Source organism: Pseudoclavibacter sp. AY1F1 (assembly GCF_002931075.1).
Classification (GTDB): Bacteria; Actinomycetota; Actinomycetes; order Actinomycetales; family Microbacteriaceae; genus Pseudoclavibacter.
This window is the reverse complement of sequence record NZ_PSTQ01000002.1, coordinates 118,555-137,398: the sequence shown is the minus strand read 5'-3', so window position 1 is coordinate 137,398 and position 18,844 is coordinate 118,555. Positions and strand designations below refer to the sequence as shown.

General features: G+C 65.0%; 17 protein-coding genes. 9 read left to right on the top strand and 8 right to left on the bottom strand.

Annotated elements, in window-relative coordinates:
* Positions 1 to 492: 492 nt before the first annotated feature.
* The 3 genes from C5B85_RS04805 to C5B85_RS04795 all read right to left on the bottom strand — a co-directional run bounded on the left by C5B85_RS04805 (position 493) and on the right by C5B85_RS04795 (position 5,864).
* Positions 493 to 3,072, bottom strand: coding sequence for a helicase C-terminal domain-containing protein (locus C5B85_RS04805; RefSeq protein ID WP_104284912.1), 2,580 nt, complete (start codon positions 3,070 to 3,072; stop codon positions 493 to 495).
* Positions 3,073 to 3,784: 712 nt separating this feature from the next.
* Positions 3,785 to 5,533 (bottom strand): DUF2075 domain-containing protein, encoded by a 1,749-nt coding sequence (locus C5B85_RS04800; protein ID WP_104284911.1) that lies wholly within the window; start codon positions 5,531 to 5,533, stop codon positions 3,785 to 3,787.
* Positions 5,520 to 5,864: a nucleotide pyrophosphohydrolase gene (locus C5B85_RS04795; RefSeq protein WP_104284910.1), complete on the bottom strand. Its 345-nt coding sequence runs from the start codon at positions 5,862 to 5,864 to the stop codon at positions 5,520 to 5,522. The genes C5B85_RS04800 and C5B85_RS04795 overlap by 14 nt, the downstream gene beginning before the upstream one ends.
* 127 nt (positions 5,865 to 5,991) lie before the next feature.
* On the opposite strand from C5B85_RS04795, the gene phnD reads away from it, so the two are divergent.
* From phnD to C5B85_RS04765, 6 genes are all read left to right on the top strand, one after another.
* Entirely contained in the window at positions 5,992 to 6,885 is an 894-nt protein-coding gene (phnD, locus tag C5B85_RS04790; RefSeq protein WP_104284909.1) for a phosphate/phosphite/phosphonate ABC transporter substrate-binding protein, read from the top strand.
* Positions 6,882 to 7,733, top strand: coding sequence for a phosphonate ABC transporter ATP-binding protein (gene phnC, locus C5B85_RS04785; RefSeq protein ID WP_181064282.1), 852 nt, complete (start codon positions 6,882 to 6,884; stop codon positions 7,731 to 7,733). Before phnD ends, phnC begins: the two co-directional genes overlap by 4 nt.
* Positions 7,714 to 8,556, top strand: coding sequence for a phosphonate ABC transporter, permease protein PhnE (gene phnE / locus C5B85_RS04780; RefSeq protein WP_104284908.1), 843 nt, complete (start codon positions 7,714 to 7,716; stop codon positions 8,554 to 8,556). The genes phnC and phnE overlap by 20 nt, the downstream gene beginning before the upstream one ends.
* Positions 8,553 to 9,326: a tyrosine-protein phosphatase gene (locus C5B85_RS04775; RefSeq protein ID WP_104284907.1), complete on the top strand. Its 774-nt coding sequence runs from the start codon at positions 8,553 to 8,555 to the stop codon at positions 9,324 to 9,326. Before phnE ends, C5B85_RS04775 begins: the two co-directional genes overlap by 4 nt.
* Positions 9,323 to 10,006, top strand: coding sequence for a TetR/AcrR family transcriptional regulator (locus C5B85_RS04770; protein ID WP_258070589.1), 684 nt, complete (start codon positions 9,323 to 9,325; stop codon positions 10,004 to 10,006). Before C5B85_RS04775 ends, C5B85_RS04770 begins: the two co-directional genes overlap by 4 nt.
* Positions 10,007 to 10,081: 75 nt before the next feature.
* The gene (locus C5B85_RS04765; RefSeq protein WP_104284906.1) at positions 10,082 to 10,711 is read left to right on the top strand and encodes an FMN-dependent NADH-azoreductase; all 630 of its coding nucleotides are present in this window, start codon (positions 10,082 to 10,084) and stop codon (positions 10,709 to 10,711) included.
* Between the two features lie 45 nt (positions 10,712 to 10,756).
* Here C5B85_RS04765 and C5B85_RS04760 read toward each other — a convergent pair whose 3' ends face one another.
* On the bottom strand, positions 10,757 to 11,362 hold the full coding sequence (locus C5B85_RS04760; protein WP_104284905.1) for a TetR/AcrR family transcriptional regulator: 606 nt from the start codon (positions 11,360 to 11,362) through the stop codon (positions 10,757 to 10,759).
* 139 nt (positions 11,363 to 11,501) lie between these two features.
* Between C5B85_RS04760 and C5B85_RS04755 the strand changes: the two genes are divergently transcribed.
* From C5B85_RS04755 to C5B85_RS04745, 3 genes are all read left to right on the top strand, one after another.
* Positions 11,502 to 12,443, top strand: coding sequence for a zinc-binding dehydrogenase (locus C5B85_RS04755; protein ID WP_104284904.1), 942 nt, complete (start codon positions 11,502 to 11,504; stop codon positions 12,441 to 12,443).
* 155 nt (positions 12,444 to 12,598) lie between these two features.
* The gene (locus C5B85_RS04750; RefSeq protein WP_104284903.1) at positions 12,599 to 13,843 is read left to right on the top strand and encodes an MFS transporter; all 1,245 of its coding nucleotides are present in this window, start codon (positions 12,599 to 12,601) and stop codon (positions 13,841 to 13,843) included.
* A complete protein-coding gene (locus C5B85_RS04745) occupies positions 13,840 to 14,592 on the top strand; it encodes a MerR family transcriptional regulator (protein WP_104284902.1) in 753 nt (250 codons plus the stop codon). Before C5B85_RS04750 ends, C5B85_RS04745 begins: the two co-directional genes overlap by 4 nt.
* A 108-nt stretch (positions 14,593 to 14,700) precedes the next feature.
* Here the strand turns inward: C5B85_RS04745 and kduI are convergent, their stop codons facing one another.
* The 4 genes from kduI to C5B85_RS04725 form a co-directional block, all read right to left on the bottom strand.
* The gene (gene kduI / locus C5B85_RS04740) at positions 14,701 to 15,537 is read right to left on the bottom strand and encodes a 5-dehydro-4-deoxy-D-glucuronate isomerase (RefSeq protein ID WP_258070588.1); all 837 of its coding nucleotides are present in this window, start codon (positions 15,535 to 15,537) and stop codon (positions 14,701 to 14,703) included.
* Positions 15,538 to 15,552: 15 nt separating this feature from the next.
* Complete coding sequence (locus C5B85_RS04735; protein ID WP_181064281.1) at positions 15,553 to 16,524, bottom strand: 2-hydroxyacid dehydrogenase; 972 nt, start codon at positions 16,522 to 16,524, stop codon at positions 15,553 to 15,555.
* Between the two features lie 74 nt (positions 16,525 to 16,598).
* Complete coding sequence (locus tag C5B85_RS04730) at positions 16,599 to 17,699, bottom strand: extracellular solute-binding protein (protein WP_104284899.1); 1,101 nt, start codon at positions 17,697 to 17,699, stop codon at positions 16,599 to 16,601.
* 23 nt (positions 17,700 to 17,722) lie between these two features.
* Positions 17,723 to 18,841, bottom strand: coding sequence for an ABC transporter ATP-binding protein (locus tag C5B85_RS04725; RefSeq protein ID WP_181064280.1), 1,119 nt, complete (start codon positions 18,839 to 18,841; stop codon positions 17,723 to 17,725).
* Positions 18,842 to 18,844: the final 3 nt, after the last annotated feature.

Genomic DNA, 18,844 nt, shown 5'->3' with positions numbered 1-18,844 from the left:
GTCCTTGACATGGGCTGGCCGAGGAGGGCGCTTACTCGCCGTGATCCTGGCGGCTCCTGATTCCGTGGCCGACTAGCGGGTGCATGCGTTTCACGCGCGGCAGGCACCAGGATTCGCATCCCTCACGCATGAACACCTAACACCGGCTCGTTCGTCAACAAATCGAGAATGCTGTTGCGAATTTATGACCTACTAAGAACCTTGACCTCGCGCCGTGCGGTCCGAATCCCAGTAGTCGCGAACCGCATTAGGCGCGTGCATCGACGCGAGTCAGAACCAGTTAGTTCTGAATCCCGCACGACGAGCAGCTCAGCGAAACGGCTTCAACAAAACCACGAGCACTGCTTTCGCCATTCAGCGCACGAGACCACGCTTGCAAGCTCAATTTGATTCGAAGAGTTCCAGAGCAAGGACCGACGGCCACAAACTTGCTCAATGGCAGTCCAATCACCCAGAGTCACTCGAAGCGCTCCGTTGCCTGTCAACACCAACTTACCCAGCGTCTGATTCATTGCGAAGGATATTCGCGACAAAACCCTCAGACATTTGAGCCACCAGCGCACTATTTGCAATTGATGAATGGCCAGTCAATCCATGCTGCGCAAGAAGTTCGCGCAACTTATCCACACTCAGCCAATTTTCATCCGCTGCAGCAGCCCTAGAAAAACTCTTGACTCGATCCTTGAGGTTCTCCACTGCGTCTGGCGTCAACATGCGAAGGCCCGACGGCGGCGTAGCATTGGGCATGTGACTGGCCGATGGGTGAACCAAAACAGGACGAAGCGTAATCTCCTCCCCGAAATTCTCCGCACACCAATTCAGATGGCCCGCTACTTGATCCACTTCTGACTTTATGATGCGAGCATCATGTCGCGTAACACCGGATTTAAGTTCGATAACGAGCGCCTGGTCGTCGGGCAGAGCCCAGACTACATCTGGGCCGGTTCCGTATCGTTTGTCCGGTCGATCAGCTGCGAATCCCAGGTGCAAGCCCAGATCCATGAATGCTTGCTCCGCAGCCTCAACTTGTTCTGCATCGAAGACGATCGAGTCAAGAACGCTGGCGAACCCGAGTTCAAGCTCAACACTGTTCGCATAAGTGGCACTCAGGTATCCATGGAGTGCTTGCGCTTGGCGCGCGCTTGGGCGCAGCTTCGCAATCGGCACGGCCGTCACGGGCAGCAATGCGTGGATGTTGTTTAACCGTGCGTTTCTCAGGATTTCTTGAGAACGATTCGAATCGAAGTGAGCGGCATAAGCGGCTGCTTCCTCGTGATACCAACCTTGCTCGAGAGGAGTCAAGGCCCGCGCTCCGTCAAGAACAACCTGCGTCGCTTCATAGAATTGTCCAGCCCGAGCCAGATCGAATGCTCTGCGCCGAGCCCTCTCGACCTCGTGAACGACGCTGACTTGGTCATACTCTACGCCTGCTGTCGCGCCGCGACTTGCTTCCAACCATGCAGGCTCACGCCGCAGGAACACGCCCAGCGCTTGCCGAACATGCTCTAGACCTTCGTTCTTGATCATGTCGGCCAGATCGAGGCTTAAGTCGATCTGAATACGGGTAGCCGCCGAGTAGTGCTCTCGCATGTGGGGGCTCGTGAGGCTCAGCGCTAGTTCACTACCCAAAAGCAGCACCGCGCAGTAGTCCTCAGCATCGCGTACCCCGCGCCCCATTCCCTGTTCTATCTTCTGTGTCTGTCTTGCAGCGTAGGTCTCAGTCCCCCGGAGCGCGGCGGCCATTCTTGACTCACTGGGACTCAAGGGGAAAGGAACCCCATCTACTACGAGTAAACGACAGGCTTCACCTGGGAGATCGACGCCATCGTATTTGTTGACAAGAACTGTCACACCGAGTTGCTCACCAGACTTCAATTGTGCAACCAGATCCGGGAGGTCCTCGACGTAACAAACACGATCTGCGTAGGCACTCCAAAGCTTGGCACGCTTGTCCGATGGCACGAGCACAACCACATTGACTGGCCTCGAAACACCTTCGCCGTCACCCCAGGCACCGACTGAGAAGTCCTTTACCAGAGCACGCACAGAGTCTTCCACGACAGACGGGTTTATTGAGAGAGGGGCTAGGATCAGACGGTCTCCAAGGTCAGATGCCCGCTCCGGAGTAACTGGCCGCTCGATATCCTTCGGATTTGCACCAAAATCTGTCACCAGCACACTATCATCTGACAAGGTAGCCGTGAGATAGACCCGGCGACGCGCATTGGCAAAGGCAGGTATGAGTTCAATAGGGGAGCACGGAGGCCTTATTTCGAACTCTCGGCCAGTAACCGTTGCTGCGCAGAGATGCAGCACCTGCGAGACGAGTGGCCACGAATAGTACAGCCACGAAGATGCCTGTCCATCAGCTTCAGAATAGGCAGCATCAAGAATGTTCCTGACAGCGAGCTGCTGCCCGTTCCACGACCAGAACGGAACGCGAATCGTAGCCCCGACTTGTCCTTCCCGCACACCTTTCCATGCAGCTTCCCCCTGATCCCTCAGTGAGTCATTGAAAAGTCGGAACATCGCGTCATATACAGGACTGGAGGCAGGAACTGAAACCTTGAATTGCTTCTCGGTGATTGCGAGAGCCGAATGGGCATCATCAACGACGATGGTGCCAATATTCGTGACGGACCTCGAACCGCCGACGACGCCGAAGACACTCTGACCGTTTACAACCTTCTGGAAGGTTGTGACGAGAATCGAGCGTCCCGCGCGGAAATCCGCACTGCGCGCATTATCCGTGACGCTCAAGCCGAGGCGCTCACCTTCGTGCAACGCCTGTGACGCTAAGTACGTGTCCGGAGCAAGGTAGACAGCAGGCCCTACCGCTTCATTCAAACTGGACTGAGCGATCAAGAGGCCGGCCACGGTCTTGCCGCCGCCCGTATTTTGCTTGATAACAATGTCTCGCTGAGCACGCCTTTCGTGCCAGAGTTTCAACACTTCACCTTGCTCTAACCTCAACCGCGGCCAGGGGCGAGAAGGCAGTGCATCGAAAATGTCGCGAGGTTGCGTCGATACGGCTCCTCGGCGACGTCCAAGGTTACTGAGGTCGATGGGCATGTCGCTTTTCCCCTATTCATGTGGATGAATCAGCTAGATTCACGCGAATACACTAGCCTCGACCACTCTATCCACTCTGGCACTCATCTGAACAGCGGATCTCGAAGACGAAGGAATGCAGAGACCGCTGCACGGCCTGGCTCACACACCACGCGGTGGACGAATCGCTCCTTGTAGAGGATCTCGGTCGGTGCCGTTTCCCTTCTACGGTCGGACTAGTTCGCACGGATTTTCCATGTGTCGAGGCCCCAAACTTTGAGGTCGAGATCAATGTCGACCAGCAGATATCCGGTTCCGTTTCGTCGAAATCATACTCGGAGCATGGCCACGCCTATGAGCTGTGCCGTTGCCGACTTTCGACGGTGCCTTGAGCGAAAGACAGCGAACACCGTGCTTATAGAAGCCTGAGTTGCATGTAGAACTTGACGTGATAGACCAGGGCCGGCTCTCGGCGATCCCGCTGACGCCGCGCAAAGAGAACCTGAGATCACCGTCGGCTCTAGCAACAGCACGGGTACTGTGACTGCTGCGCTGCCGCGTCGCCGTAACTTCAAACTTGGCGGCTGGCGCGGAGTCACTCATCGCCTGCTGCACGCTTAGGCCGAGCCGAGCGGGATAAATCTGAAGACCAGCGGGGTGCGGTTGCAAGGCGCAGCGCAACCAGTGCGACCACCTCACCTCAGGTCTCGGAAATGACACCAAGACTTTTCACTCAATCCGGGTCGATTCGTTCGCGCATGCGTGTTCGCAAGCTCGAGTCGCAGACATACACGTAGGTGCCCCGCATTCCCCTGGTCATGAGCACCGCGTAGATGTTGCGGATGTACTCCAGCAGTTCTGCGTCACCGTAAGACTTCCCGAGGACCTTGTTGGCTTCTTTGCCTTTCTTGTCGCGGTACGCAGCCCTGTCCGCCCGAATTTCGGCAGTCTCAGGGTCAACCTTGAGGTCCGGCCCGATGATGACGCCCGCGTAGTTCAGGTCGTAGCCCTGCACCGTGTGGATCGACCCGACCTCTTCCAACGCGTTGGGTGAGTTGATCCAATCCTTGTCGGTGCTGTTCCACCGCATCCGCTCGCCATCGATCTCTATGTCATACGCGTCCCGATCCTTCCGGGACACCCAGTCCCACGCGTACCCAGCGACCATGCGCGAAAGGCCGACTTCCGCATCCCGCTCCCGGATTGCAGCACGCATCTCGCCGACGTCGCCAAAGAACCGCAGGTCGTACTCGCCGAAATCCGGGACAGCAAGACCCTTCTCACCGCGGAGCAGCCGATTCACGAAGCCGAAGTAGTCCGACCCCGCCTTCACGCGCATCTGCGTCATCAACGGGTAGTGGCGCTCGTCGCCCCGCACCTCATCCACCAGCGCCAGCATCGTCTCCCTGGGGAGGTCGGCCGGGCGGACAGTCTGATTGACGTCGAGCATGCAGATGCTGTGCCGCGACTGCGCGCGCACCCAGTCGAGTTGCGTGTGGCGGGGATCATCGGTGCCGAAGAGGCGCGCGTTGATCTCCCCAAAATCCTTGTTAAGGACTCCCGATGGTTGATTCGCCCGCTGGTTGAGCCGGTGCGTCTCATCCACGAACAGAATGTCGAACGGGTCGACGACCTTACCGAGGCCGAACGGCGAGAGGACCATCTTGGGGTGGAGGTTCGGGGTCTTCTTGAAGACCTTCTGAATCGAACGACGAAGCGACTGCTGGGGAACAACCAGCCCCATCCGAGTGCCCTGCAGCAGCTTCTTGTTCTCCGGCACGAAGAAGTCCGCGAACAGCGTGTTCGATTCGCGCGGTTCGTTCTCATCCCAGTCACGAATCTCGGCGAGAAGCTTGAGCAAGTAGATCGCCACAATGGTCTTACCGGTGCCGGGACTCCCCTCGACCACGCTCATCGACCTGACATCGCGCTTGAGCTCGAGGTCCTCGAACAGGCCCTTCAAGATCTGGTCTGCGGCCATGGCCTGGTCGCGGGAGAGCGCCTTGAACGGCGACAGCTTGAAGAGGTCGCTGTTCTCGATCTCCGGAATCGTCTGCTCGAAGAGCCCCTCAGCCCTCAGCTGCTCGAAGATCTCCTCGAACGACTCCCGGTAGTCCTCCCGGGAGTAATAGGCGGAATCGGCGACGCCCTCGTTGCCGTTCAACACCGTGTATTCGCCGTCACCGGCGAACCAGCGAATCAGGTGCGATTCGAGATCGAGGCAAACCGACTTATTGAAGGTGTCGTCCAGGATGATGCGCGCCGAGCGCATGCCCGCCTTCGTCCCGCTCGCGAGATGCTGCGTCAGTCGACTTTCTGCGCTGATGGTCTCACCGACATACACCGAGCCGCGACGCGCACCCCGGGGGCCGTCGAGTACATAGACCACGGGCCAGTTCCTGCGCCGCTCATCAGCAGTAGCCGAGCACCGCTGGACCGCGTCCGGGCGGAAGGGGACGGGCTCGATCTCAAAGCGCGTCATACTTCGTGCTCCGCCCCTTGGACAGCTCGACCGGGTACTTCTCTCGCGTCTTTGCGAGCTTGGCAAGCACGATCTCGTCAAGATCGAGGCCCAGGCGATCCGCGAGCATGAATGAGTAGGTCACCACGTCAGCGAGTTCTTCGCGCACGCGAACAACGTCGGCATCAGCATCCCACTGATAGCACTCAAGGAGCTCGGCGGCCTCGATGGAGATGCTCTTCGCCAGGTTCTCCGGAGTGTGGAACTGCGACCAGTCGCGCTCCTCGACGAAGGCTCGGATCTCTTTCGCTGTCTCGTCACTCACCACCGTTCGAACGTACCGCACCGCCATCCCACCCCAACTGTTCACCTGCGCGCTAATTTCCAGTCCACCGGTCTCGTAATTGCCGGTCACCTTCGCGAGTTTGCATACCGGTGTTCTCGAAATCCCGGGAGCATCCCTCGGAAGGACCCCGAACATGCGCCGTTCACCGCTCCTCGCCTTCGGCATCATGGGCGTCAGCGCCCTCGCCCTCACCGGCTGCCAGACGGCCGAAGCCACCGCAGACGACACCACCATCACGATCGCCACCATCCCCCTCGGCGAAGACCCCACCCAGGCCAACCCGATCGACGCGCTCGTTGAGCTCCTCGAAGCCGAGACCGGCTACACGGTCGAGGTCACTGACGTGCCCGACTACCTCAGTGTCGTCGAAGCGATCCGCGCCGACCACGTCGACATGGGCATCATGAGCGGCTTCCCCTCCGCCCTCGCCGTCAACACGGGTGAAGTGGATGCGCTGCTCGCCTGGGAGGGCAGCGAAGACCCCGTCTCCACCTGCGTCGTCTTGAACGACTCCCCCGTGCAGGAACTCACCGACCTGGAAGGCAAGACCGTCGCCTTCGCCGACCAAGCCTCCAGCTCCGGCTACTTCATGCCCGTCCACATGCTCCACGAGACCGGCCTCGAGCAGGGCACCGACTACGAGGCGATCTTCGCCGGCGGACACGAAGGCTCCTTCGCGGCCCTCGAACAGGGCCAGGTCGACGCCGCCTGCACCTCCATCATGCTCACCGAGCTCGGCGCACCCATGTTCCCCTTCGCTGACGGCGAGTGGCGCGGCGTCGGAGAGAGCGCCCCCATGCCCGTCATGGGCAGCGTCCTCGGCAGCCCCGAGCTCAGCGACGAGAAGCGCACCGTCATCCAGGACGCCATCCAGGCCGTCTTCGTCGAAGAGAACGCCGAGGCCCTCGGCGCCCTCGGTTCAGGCTTCATCGGCCTCCCCGTCTCCGTCGACCCCGAGCCCTCCGTCTTCGACGGCTTCGTCGAGATCGCCGGCGTCGCAGGCGTTCAGCTCGAGGACCTCGAATGACCAACCTTGCCCCAGCACCCAGCGCCAACACTGCGCCCGCACCAGCAACCACAACGGCCAGCGACATGGATGCACTCACCCGCCTCCCCCTCGTCACCGTGCGCGGCCTCCGGGTCGCCTACGACGAGACGACCGTGCTCGACGGCGTCGACCTCGACCTGCACCCCGGCGAGATGGTCGCCCTCCTCGGCGCGTCCGGCTCCGGCAAGTCGACGCTCATGCGCAGCCTCACCGGCTTCGCCCCCATCACGGGCGGGACGGCACGAGTCGCCGGCCACGATGTCACCAACCTCCGCCGGGGCGAGCTCCGGCAGCTGCGCGCAGGCGTCGGGCAGGTGTTCCAGCAGTTCAACCTCATCCCCCGCCTCAGCGTGCTCACGAACGTGCTCACCGGCACCCTCCACAGTGCGGGACCCATCAACCTCATCGGCGGCTTCAGCAGCGAGCACCGCAAACGCGCGATGGAGCTGCTCGACCGCGTCGGCATCGCGCACAAGGCGAAAGACCCCGCCCGTTCGCTGAGCGGCGGCCAGCAGCAGCGCGTCGCCATCGCCCGCGCCCTCATGCAGCAACCGCGGGTGATCCTCGCCGACGAACCCGTCGCATCCCTCGACCCGAAGCTCGCCGACTCCGTGCTCGAACTGCTGCGCGACATCGCCACCCGCGACGGCATCCCCGTGCTCGTCAGCCTCCACGTGCTGCCCCTCGCCCTCCGACACACCGACCGCATCATCGGCCTCCGCCACGGCGAGATGCTCGTCTCGGCGCCAACCGGCGCGCTCGATGCCGACAAGCTCTCCGTGCTCTACGACGACGAGGAGGCCCACGATGACGACCACCGCGCCTAAGCCGCCCCGCGCATCCACGGCCCCCACCCTTACGACCGCCGAGCGCGACCGCCTCGAACGGGCCTTCTCGATCCCGCGAGCGCGCTTCATGCTCGGCATCCCGGTCGCCGTCATCGTGCTGCTGTGGTCGTTCGCGGGCGCCGAGTTCAACTTCGCGAAGCTCGGCGACGGGGCCATCAACATGGGCGAGTTCCTCTCGCGCCTGTTCCCGCCCGACTTCTCGAAGTTCGGCACCATCTTCTCGCTCCTCATCGAGACCCTGCAGATGGCCATCGTCGGCACCGTCCTCGGGGCCGTGCTGTCGCTCTTCATGGCGTTCGCCGCCTCGTCGAACATCGCCCCGAAGTGGATGTACTACCCGGCGCGATGGGTCATGAACATCATCCGCTCGGTGCCAGACCTCGTCTTCGCGCTCATGTTCGTCTCGGCGGTCGGCCTCGGGCCGTTCGCGGGCATCCTCGCGATGACGCTCGGCTCGATCGGCTCCATCGGCAAGGTCTACGCCGAGGCTATGGAATCCGTCGACCGCGGCCCCATGTCGGCCATGCAGGCCGTCGGGGCATCCCGCCGCCAGCTCATCCAGTACGGGGTGCTCCCGCAGGCGGCACCGCTGCTCGTCTCCTACACGCTGCTGCTCTTCGAGGGCAACGTGCGCGGCGCCACCATCCTGGGCCTCGTCGGTGCCGGCGGCATCGGCCTCGAGCTCACCACGGCGATGAAGATGTACGACTACGGACACCTCAGCGCCATCATCATCTGCATCATCGTGCTCGTCACGCTGATCGACCAGGGCAGCGCCCTCATCCGAAAGCGACTCACATGACCACCACGCTCGACATCACCCTCTCCGCGCCCGTCAACCTGCGCGACCTCGGCGGCACCCCCATCGCCGGCGGCACCCTCCGCGACGGCCTCGCGATCCGCGCCGACGACCTGTCCGTCATCACCGAAGCGGATGCACGCGAGCTGACCGCGGGCGGGCTCGCCTCGGTCATCGACCTGCGCACCGCCGACGAGGTCGCCCTCACGGGGCGCGGCCCGCTCGCCACGCACGCCGTCTCCTACCACCACCTGCCCCTCATGGGCAGCGTCGGTGGCGGGCTGCCCACCGCCGACGAGCACGAGAGCGCGCACGCCGGCATGGGCGAGATGTATGCGCTCATGGTCGAGACGGCCGCGCCGCAGCTCGCCGCAGCGCTCGGCATCATCGGCGTCTCCCCCGGCGCTACCGCCTTCCACTGCGCGGCCGGCCGCGACCGCACGGGCGTGCTCGCCGCGATGCTGCTCCTCGCGCTCGGCGCAGCGGACGACGACATTGTGCGCGACTACGCGAAGACCGACGCCAACATGGGCGCGATCCTCACCCGCATCGGCCCGACGATGAGCGTGCTGCTCGCGAAGTTCGGCATGGACCTCGAAGAGGTGTCGAAGCTCAACGGGTCCCTCCTCGACGGGGCCGAACCCATGGACGTGTCGATGCGCATCCTCCTCGCGCGCCTCCGCGAGCGCCACGGCGACCCGCTCGCGCCGCTCCGCGCGGCAGGGCTCACCGACGCGACCGTCGCGCAGCTCCAGGCGAAGGCCCTCGCGTGACGTCTCTCGCAACGGCCGAGGCGCCCGCATCCGTGGACCTGGATGCGGGCGCCGCGGCGCACCCAGCCGCGGGCAAGGATGCCGAGACGCGGCGCGGCCCCGGTCGACCCCGCACCGAGGAACTCGACGGGCAGATCCTCGCGGCGACACTCGCGATCATCGACGCCGACGAGGCCGTCACCGTGTCGAGGGTGGTTGACCGGAGCGGTGTGAGCCGGGCGGCGCTGTACCGGCGCTGGCCGTCGATGACGACGCTCATCGCGGCCGCGCTCGACGTCGGGCGCACGATGCCGGCCCCGCTGGCAAACGCTGAAGACCTGCGCGCGGGTATGTTCGAGTTCCTGATGGGGGCATCCGCCGAACTCGACGAGACGAGCTACCCGGACCAGCGGTTCCGGCAGCGAATCCGCCTCGTCATGAGCGACCGGGCGCTGCAGCAGGCGTACTGGGAGTCGCACGTCTCCGTGCGCCGCAGCCCGATCGAAGACGCGCTGCGCGCCGGCGTCGCTGCGGGGTCGCTGCGCGCTGACCTCGACGTCGAAGCGTGCTTCGACCTCATCGCCGGCATCTTCTACTACCAGCTCGTCGTGCGCGGCGACCGCTTCGACAACCCAGCCGCTCGCGCCCGCTGCCGCGCGGGGCTCGAGGTGGCGTGGCGCGGGATGACCTCAGACGGATGAGCGAGCACCCCACGCCGATACCATCGGGGTGCTCTCTCCCCCTCCCCCCGACCCGACTGCGAAACGGATGCTGCCGTGCCAACACTGCTCCACATCGATTCCTCCGCTGACCTCACGACGTCCCGCACGCGCGCTCTGACCGCGGTGTTCGCCGAGACCTGGACAAGCAGGGGTGCAGACCACACCGTCGTGTATCGGGACCTGCACCGCGACCAGCTCCCGCACTTGCAGTCCGTCGCGCAGCACTGGCCCCCGCGGCTTCGCGGCGGCGTCGAGGTGCCTGCCTCCGCGGCTGCGCTGCAGCAGGAGCTCCTCAGCGAGCTGCTCGCGGCCGACGTGGTCGTGATCGGTGCGCCCCTCTACAACTATTCGATGCCCTCGACGCTCAAGGCCTGGGTCGATCACATTCACGTGCCGGGCATCACCTCGCCCTTCGACGAGGCCACTCAACCGCTCGCCGGCCGGCCCGCCGTGGTCATCTCCGCCCGCGGCGCAAGCTACGACGCAGGCAGCCCCAGCGAGTCCTGGGACCACGGGTCGGCGGCCTTGAAGATCGTGCTCGGCGAAAGTCTCGGCATGGAGGTCACCGTCGTCGCGACGAGCCGCACCCTCGCCGACGTTGTCCCAGCGCTGGGCAGCGAGGCCGCCGCGCGGGAGTTCGAGGCGGCACGGGAGCAGGTGCGGGAACTCGCGTCGACGCTCTGACCGCGCGGGCCGATCCGCGTCAGAACGAGGGGATTGCCGGAATCGTCAGCTGACGAGCCGCGCCGGCAACAGGTCGACGAGCTGCTCGATCAGATCGTCGCGACCTCGGGCTCCCGGGTTCTCCATCCACGCGAGGATCGTGTGCGCGGTGCCGGCACTCACATAGTCGTTGATGAACGCCTGAACCGACGCATCCAACTCCGAGTACTCGGTCACGACGGTGACCAGCGTGGATGCCGCGAACTGCCCAATCAGACTCTCGAGCACGGCGGCGCGCGAGCCGATCCCGATCGTGTAGTCGAGCAGTTCACGTGACCCCTCGAGTGCGGCAATAACCCGATCGAGACCGTCGCGCGCGATATCCCGTCCGGATTCGCGGTGCTGGATGCGACGCCGCACATCGTCGGCGGACACCTCACCGAACACCTCCGTCAGGGCCTGCACGGCGAGATCCTCGACTGTCGCGAAATGCGTGTAGAAGGTGCTCCTGGCGACCCCGGAGCGCTCGCAGAGCAGCGTCACGCTCGGCCTTTGCACGTTCTCCGCCGCGATCTCGCGCACGGCCGCGAGCAGACGGGACCTCGTCGCACGGGCCTGTTCGTCGTCGACGACGCGCAGGTTCTGCCGTTTGCGCTCCTGAGAGGTGGCCATGCTCACCGTTCCTTGACTAGACACTGTCTATCGAAAGCGTAGACTCCGAGATGTCGACTGGCGTCCATCCTCCCGCGTCTGCGCCCAGGACTGCACGTCGGCCGCATCCAACGTCGAATGCTCGAAGGAAAGGCTGACCATGAAGGCATGGCTGCTCAACGAAGTCCACGGCTCCCTGCAGGAAGCCGACATCGAACGCCCAACTCCCGGGCCCGGTCAGGTGCTGGTTAAAGTGCGCGCATCAGGCCTCTGCCACAGTGATGTCGGCTACATGGAGGGTGTGATCCCGATCACAATCCCCTTCCCCGCGATCCTCGGCCACGAGGCATCCGGCACAATCGAGGCTCTCGGCGAAGGCGTCACCGATTGGAGCGTTGGCGATGCCGTCGCGAGCGCCATCTCCCCCGACGACGCACCCGGTGTCTCGCGCGACGGCGCTTACGCGCAGTACATCCTCGTCACGGCCACCAAGCTGGTCCGCATCCCCGAGGGGATGGACTGGGGCCAGGCCGCAGCAGCTACCGACGCGGGTCTCACCTCCTACACCGGCGTTGTCGTCTTCGGCGAGGTGAAGGCGGGCGACCGAGTCGGCATCGTGGGCCTCGGCGGCCTCGGCATGATGGGCGCCCGCATCGCTATCCTGCAGGGAGCGACCGTGTACGGCGTCGAGCCACGCGAGTCGCTGTGGGAAACCGCGACGTCGCTCGGCGTCGAAGAAGTTCACAGTGACGTGTCGGCCCTCGAAGGCCGCGACCTTGACGTCGTCATCGACTTCGCCGGCTTCGGCACGACGACCACTGGCGCGATCCGCGCCGTGAAGAACCGCGGCCGTGTTGTGCTCGTCGGCCTCGGCAAGGCTGAGTGGACGATCAACTCCATCGACCTTGTCTCGCGCGCGATCGAACTGCGCGGCGCAACCGTTGCCGGCAACCCCGAGCACCTCCAGGCCGTAATCGACCTCGTCGCGAGCGGAGACCTCCGCATCGCCGCCGAGGAGATCACGTTCGACGAGATCCCAGCCGGCCTCGAACGCCTCAAGGCTGGCGGCGTCAACGGCCGCCTCGTCGCGATTCTCGACTGACACGCATAACCCCGACTGCGCCGCTCGCCTCACCGGCACTCCCGGCTCCGGATCACGCCGGCGAGGCGAGCGGCGACGGCATCGCACCGCTCAAAAGGCTACAAGTGCGTCCTCCACTTGACCCCGCCCCAACGTCATAGTTTCTGCTGGGGTACATGAACCTCCTGCCGGTCACGTACCTCACCTCGCACGTCCTGTCGCTGCTCGGCAACTCGATCGCGGGCATCGCCCTCCCGCTCATCGTGCTTTCGACGACGGGCAGCGCGCTCGGGGCGGGCACGGTCGCCGCGGCCACCGCCATCCCGGCGGTGCTTGCCGGCCTTTTCATGGGGGTCGTCATCGATCGCATCAACCGGCGCACCTCATCCGTCGTCACCGACCTCATCTCCGCCGCCTCCATCGCGGCGCTGCCGATCATCGACCTGGTCTCGGGCCTCAACCTCGGCTGGTTTGTGCTCTTCGGCATCATCGGGTCCCTCGGCGACGTCCCGGGCATGACGGCCCGCGAAGCACTCCTGCCCGCGATCGTGCGCCACAGCAACATCAGCGCCGAACGCCTCATGGGCGTGCGCGAGAGCCTCAGCGCCGTCGCCATCTTCATCGGCCCCGCCGCCGCAGGAACCCTCATGGTGCTCTTCGACGGCTCCACCGTGCTCTGGGTCACGGCCGCCACCTCCCTCCTCGCCGCCCTCATCACACTCATCATCCCGAGGGCAGTCGGCGAGATCGTCGCCGACGACGGCTCGCGTGCATCCACCCCGGTCGGCACCGGATGGTCGCAGCTGCGCGACGGCTGGCGGGCCCTGTTCCGAAGCCCCTTCCTCGTCGCCACCACGGCACTCAGCCTCGTGTCGGTGTTTGTGCTCGCCGGACTCCAGGGACTCGTGCTGCCCGTCTACTTCACGCAGGTCGAACAGCCGGGGCTCCTCGGATTCGTGCTCAGCGCGCTCGCCCTCGGCATGCTCGTCGGCGGCGGCACCTACGCCGTCGCCGGCACCCGCGGCCCGCGCCGCGCCTGGTTCGTGGTCGGCATGATCGGCACGACGGTCGGCATCGGCCTCATCAGCCTGCTCACCGCGGTGTGGGTCGTGTTCGCGGGCGCCTTCGTCATGGGCGTCGCAAGCGGGCTCTTCGGCAGCCTCATGGGCGTGCTCATGATCGAGCGCATCCCCGAGCAGCTGCGCGGCCGCATCATGGGCACCCAGAACGCCCTCACGACGGCAGCCCCGTCGGTCGGCATCATGCTCGCCGCCCTGCTCACCGAATACGCGAGTGTCAACGCCGCCGCGCTAGTGCTGCTCGGGGCGTGGGGATGCGCGTTCGTCTACGGCCTCGCCGCCCGCCCGCTTCGTACACTTGAACCCCAGGCAGCGAGCGTGAACGCGGGTGGTGTGCGATGAACAGCAGCGAGCTCGCCCGCCGCGCCGGCGTCACGGTGCGCGCGCTGCGGCACTACCACCAGGTCGGGGTGCTGGATGAGCCGCCCCGCACGTCGAACGGGTACCGGCAGTACGGGGTGCACGACCTGATCCGGGTGCTGCGCATCCGCCGCCTGGCCGCACTCGGCATCACCCTCGAGGACATGCCGAATCTCCTCGACGAGCACGGCGCTGATACGCCCGCGATGCTCGACCGGCTCGACGCAGAACTCGCGGCGCAGATCGACCGCCTCACCGCGCAGCGCGCCCTCATCGCTCAGCTGCGCGACCTGCCCACGACGCCGGATCTGCCGCCGGAGCTCGCCGCCTTCATGGGCACCCTCTCGGGCCACCTCTCCCCCGAGCTCGAGCAGATGGACCGCGACCAGACCGTGCTGCTCGCGCACCTCGTCGGCGAGGAGGGGATGCCGCACCTGGTCGGCTACTACGAGCAGCTCAGCGATCCCGAGCTGGTGCCGCAGATCGTTGCCATTACGGCCGAGTTCCACCGACTCAGCGATGAGACCAGCGAGGCAGATTTCGTCAGCTTCGTCGAGAAATTCGTCGAGACCTTCGCGCAGGTCGTCAGCTCGCTGCGCGCGGATGCGCCCGAGCTCGACCTGTCCGACGCGGCTGGCCTCTTCGACGAGTACTCCGAGTCGATGCTCAACGAGACCCAGCAGCGAGCGATGGCGATCGTCGGGGAGCGGTTGGATGGGCCCGCAGCCTAGAAAAGAGGATGCGCCCGGAACCTGGAGCTCCGGGCGCATCCCTGTTTTTCCACTCCCCGCTGCCGACTGCTTACACCGGTCGGCACTCGTCCGACCGCATCTCCGCGACTAGATCTGCGGCACCGCGATCTGGTCCATGTCGGCGAACGACTGGTTCTCACCGGCCATGACCCAGAGGAACGAGTAATTGGTGGTGCCGACGCCGAAGTGCATCGACCAGGCTGGGGAGATGACGACGTCGCCGTCCTTGAGCAGCACGTGGCGGGTCTGTCCCGGCAGCCCCATGAAGTGGAAGACGCGCTCGTTCTCGTCGAGGTCGAAGTAGGCGTACACCTCCGTGCGCCGGTCGTGGGTGTGCGGCGGCATGCTGTTCCAGACGCTGCCGGTCTCGGGGGCGGTGATGCCGAGCACGAGTTGGCTGCTGCGCACTCCGTCTTCGTGGATGTGCTTGCGCACGATGCGCCGGTTCGCGTGCTCCACCTCGCCGGTCTCGGTCGTGAGGGCTTGCGCCTTCGGAATGAGGGTCGTGGGGTGCGCTTCTCCAGAGACCGCTGAGGAGAGGAAGAAGCGGGTGCCCTCGACCTCTGCTTCGAACGAGACCTCGCGGGCGCCTCGACCGATGTAGAGAGCATCCATGTGGCCGAGCGCGTAGCGGGTTCCGTCGACGACGACGACTCCCTGGCCACTCAGTCCGGTCACGGCAAGCTCGCGGCGCTGGCAGAAGAACTCGGCGCGCAGCTCTGCCGGCGTTTCGAGGGTGAGCGTGGTCCCCGGGCGCGGCGTCGCGCCCCCGAGCACCATGCGATCTTCGTGGCTGTAGACGAGCGCGAGCTCCCCTGGCACGAAGAGGTCGCTGATCACGAAGCGGGCCCGCAGCTGCTCGTCGCTGAGGTGCGCGAGCTCGTCGGGGTGAGTGGCGTGGCGGATGTCCATTGATTCCTTCATGTCGGATGCTGCTGGCTAGAGTGCGGCGCTGCGCACGACGTTGCGGGGCGCGCCTTCGGCGAACGCGATGATGTTCTGGCCTGCGATGGCGAACACCTCGTCCGCCTCGTCCGTGTGGAAGCCGATGTGCGGGGTGAGGATGAGGTTCGGCTGATCGATCGGCAGCTGATCGAGCTGCGGTGGCTCGGATTCGAACACGTCGATGCCCGCGCCGAAGAGGCGGCCCTCTCCCAGGAGCGCGAAGAGCGTCTCGCGGTCGAGGATCTCGTCTCTCGCGGTGTTGATGACGATCGCATTGTCAGGCAGCGACCGGAGCAGTTCTGCTGAGATGAGCCCTTCCGTCTCGGGCGTGTGGGTGAGGTGCAGCGAGACCACGTCGCTCACACGGAAGAGCTCATCGAGCTCCACGCGTCGACCGGGGAGCCTCGCTTCGACCTCGGGGCGCTTGGTGCGGTTCCAGAAGACCACCTCCATGCCGAGGGCGTGACCCATCTCGATGACTTCGCGACCGATGGCCCCGGTGCCGACAACGCCGAGCGTGCGGCCGCGCAGCTTGATGCCCTGATTTTTCTGCCACGCGCCTGCCCGAACGATGCGGTCGCCTTCTGGCACTCGCCGCGCGACGGCGAACATGAGCGCGATGGCGTGCTCAGCGACGCTTCGGCTCGCGAAGTCCGGAACGTTGGTGACGGTGATCCCCAGGCCCTCTGCCTCCGCGACGTTCACGAAACGGTGGGCGCCGGTGCCCACGAAGCTGACCTGCTTGAGGCTCGGCACTTCGGAGAGGAGGCGTTCCGGGAGCGGACCCTGGTCTCCGATGATGTAGAGCCCGTCGTAGCCCTGCGCTCGGGCGATGGTGGCGTCAGCGTCGGCGAAACGCTCCTCGAACCAGTCGAGCTGGTGGCCCGCCGCGGCGAGCGGCTCGATGACGTCGCGCTTCACGATGTCGTAGTACTGCGCTTCGCCGTCGATGCAAACGATTCTCACGATGCTTCCTTACTTTCTGCGTCGGGGGATGAGGGCCGGGCCCGGGGCGTTACTCCCCCGGGCCCGGCAAATGACTACTGCGCGACCCAGCGGTTGAACTGGTCGGTGAGGTCGGCGTTGTTGGCCTTGTAGTAATCAGCGTCCAGCGTGATCGCGGTCTCGGTGTTCTCGCCGACAGGAAGGAACGGCTGCACCTCGGCGGCGAATCCGTCAACCTCGAGGCCCTTCGTGGCTGCGGGGATGGGGGTCGGCACGCGTGAGCCGAAGGCGATCTGCCCCTCGGTGTTCTCGATGACGCTCTTCAGCAGGTGCTGCGCGGCTTCCGGGTTGGGTGCGTCGGCGGGGATGGCCCACACGCTGTTCGCGTAACCGGCCTGATCCCAGCTCACGTCGATGGGGAATCCGTTCTGCGCCGCAACGGAGGCGCGGTTCGCCCACACGATGCCGAGGTCGCAGGAGCCGTTCTCGAAGCTCTCGATCGACTGGGCGCCGCTCGACCACCAGGTGATGTCGTTCTTGATGGTGTCGAGCTTCGCGAAGGCGCGATCGACGTCAAGCGGGTAGAGCTCGTCCGCGGCGACGCCGTCGGCGAGGAGTGCGGATTCGAGAGTCCAGCCGTACTGCGGGTTGTTGAAGAAGCAGCGCTTGCCTGGGAACGCAGTGGTGTCGTAGAGGTCGCTCCAGGTCTGGGGCTGCGCGTCTGCGGGGAAGCTCTCAGTGTTCCAGGCGAGCACCATGCCGAACGTGCCGACCTCGATGCCGGTCTCCGAGTACGTGCCGTCGACGAGCTTGTCGACGGGCACGATGCTCGTGTCGATCTCCGCCAGGTAGCCCTTCTCTGCAGCTTCCTGCGCGTCGCTGAGCGAGGGCAGGAACACGAGGCTCCAGTCGACGGCGCCGTTCTGCGCTGCGGCGAAGAACTTCGTCGACGCCTCGTTGTAGTCGTCGGTGACCGTGACGCCGGTCTCCGTGGTGAAGTCGGCGAAGAGGGTCTCATTGAGCCCCTCCCACACGTCGCCACCGCTCGTGTCGTAGAAGAGGACGTCGCCGGAGAGCCCGGACGAGTCCCCGCCTGCGCCGGCTTCGGGGCCAGCGGAGCCGCATCCCGTGAGGACAAGGGCTCCGGTTACTGCGAGGGCACCTATCGAGGTGAACCTGGACAGCTTTTTCTGCATGTGCGTTCCTTCCGTTGATGCGATTAGCGAGTGGCGGGGAGAACCACGGCGCTGTGCGAGCGGATGCTCATGACAGCGGGTGATCCGGCCTCGGGGATGGAATCTGAGGAGTCGAGGTCGACAAGGTAGGAGCCGTTGGCGTCGGAGAGGCGCACGCGAATCGTCTGGCCGAAGAAGCGGGCTTCTGTGACGGTCACGTCGGCGACGGCTTGGAAGCCCGCGGGCACGGCGGCGAGGTCGACGCTCAGGCGGATCTGCTCGGGGCGCGCGCTCAGGGTGCAGGCTTCTCCGGCGGCGAGCTTGGGCTGGCCGGTCGCGCTGATCGCGTAGTCACCCACACGCACGACGGTCGCCCCCGCCTCCTGCCCACGTACTTCGCCGGGGAACGTGTTGGTCTCGCCGAGGAAGTTCGCCACGAAGGCGCTCGTCGGTGCGCTGTACACATCGCGGGGCGCACCCACCTGCCGAATGAAACCCGCCTCCATCACGCCCATCCGGTCGGAGAGGATGTATGCCTCCTCCTGGTCGTGCGTCACGTAGATCGCGGTGGTCTCCGACTCCTGCTGGATGCGGCGGATCTCGGAGCCGAGGTCCTGCCGCAGCCGGCGGTCGAGCGCGCCGAGCGGCTCGTCGAGGAGCAGCACGCGTGGTCGCTGCGCGAGTGCTCGGCCGAGGGCCACACGCTGCTGCTGCCCTCCCGAGAGCTGCGATGGGTGGCGATCTCTGAGGTTTCCGAGCTCCGTGAGTTCCAGGATCTCGTCGACTCGCTTGGCCAGCGCGGGCCCGCGCACCTTGCGCAGCTTGAGCCCGAAGGCGATGTTCTGCGACACCGTGAGGTGCGGGAACAGGGCGTAGTTCTGGAAGACGAACCCGATGTCTCGTTGCTGCGTGGGGAGTCTGGTGACATCGGAGCCGTCGATCGACACGCGGCCGGACGTGAAGTCGATGAGGCCGGCGATGATGCGGAGCAGCGTGGTCTTGCCTGAGCCGGAGGGTCCGAGCAGAGTGAAGAACTCGCCGGCTTTGACCGTGAGGTCGGTCTCGTGCAGAACCCGGGTTCCGCTGAAGTCGCAGGTCACCTTGTCGACGTTGACTTCGCCGCGCTTGCCGCCTGCCGTGGCGTCTGCGTTCGTGGACGACATGTC

Coding starts and splice junctions, on each gene's coding strand:
- C5B85_RS04805 (WP_104284912.1), bottom strand. CDS start 3,072: ATGCCCATCGACCTCAGTAACCTTGGACGTCGCCGAGGAGCCGTATCG.
- C5B85_RS04800 (WP_104284911.1), bottom strand. CDS start 5,533: ATGACGCGCTTTGAGATCGAGCCCGTCCCCTTCCGCCCGGACGCGGTC.
- C5B85_RS04795 (WP_104284910.1), bottom strand. CDS start 5,864: ATGGCGGTGCGGTACGTTCGAACGGTGGTGAGTGACGAGACAGCGAAA.
- phnD (WP_104284909.1), top strand. CDS start 5,992: ATGCGCCGTTCACCGCTCCTCGCCTTCGGCATCATGGGCGTCAGCGCC.
- phnC (WP_181064282.1), top strand. CDS start 6,882: ATGACCAACCTTGCCCCAGCACCCAGCGCCAACACTGCGCCCGCACCA.
- phnE (WP_104284908.1), top strand. CDS start 7,714: ATGACGACCACCGCGCCTAAGCCGCCCCGCGCATCCACGGCCCCCACC.
- C5B85_RS04775 (WP_104284907.1), top strand. CDS start 8,553: ATGACCACCACGCTCGACATCACCCTCTCCGCGCCCGTCAACCTGCGC.
- C5B85_RS04760 (WP_104284905.1), bottom strand. CDS start 11,362: ATGGCCACCTCTCAGGAGCGCAAACGGCAGAACCTGCGCGTCGTCGAC.
- C5B85_RS04755 (WP_104284904.1), top strand. CDS start 11,502: ATGAAGGCATGGCTGCTCAACGAAGTCCACGGCTCCCTGCAGGAAGCC.
- C5B85_RS04750 (WP_104284903.1), top strand. CDS start 12,599: ATGAACCTCCTGCCGGTCACGTACCTCACCTCGCACGTCCTGTCGCTG.
- C5B85_RS04745 (WP_104284902.1), top strand. CDS start 13,840: ATGAACAGCAGCGAGCTCGCCCGCCGCGCCGGCGTCACGGTGCGCGCG.
- kduI (WP_258070588.1), bottom strand. CDS start 15,537: ATGAAGGAATCAATGGACATCCGCCACGCCACTCACCCCGACGAGCTC.
- C5B85_RS04730 (WP_104284899.1), bottom strand. CDS start 17,699: ATGCAGAAAAAGCTGTCCAGGTTCACCTCGATAGGTGCCCTCGCAGTA.
- C5B85_RS04725 (WP_181064280.1), bottom strand. CDS start 18,841: ATGTCGTCCACGAACGCAGACGCCACGGCAGGCGGCAAGCGCGGCGAA.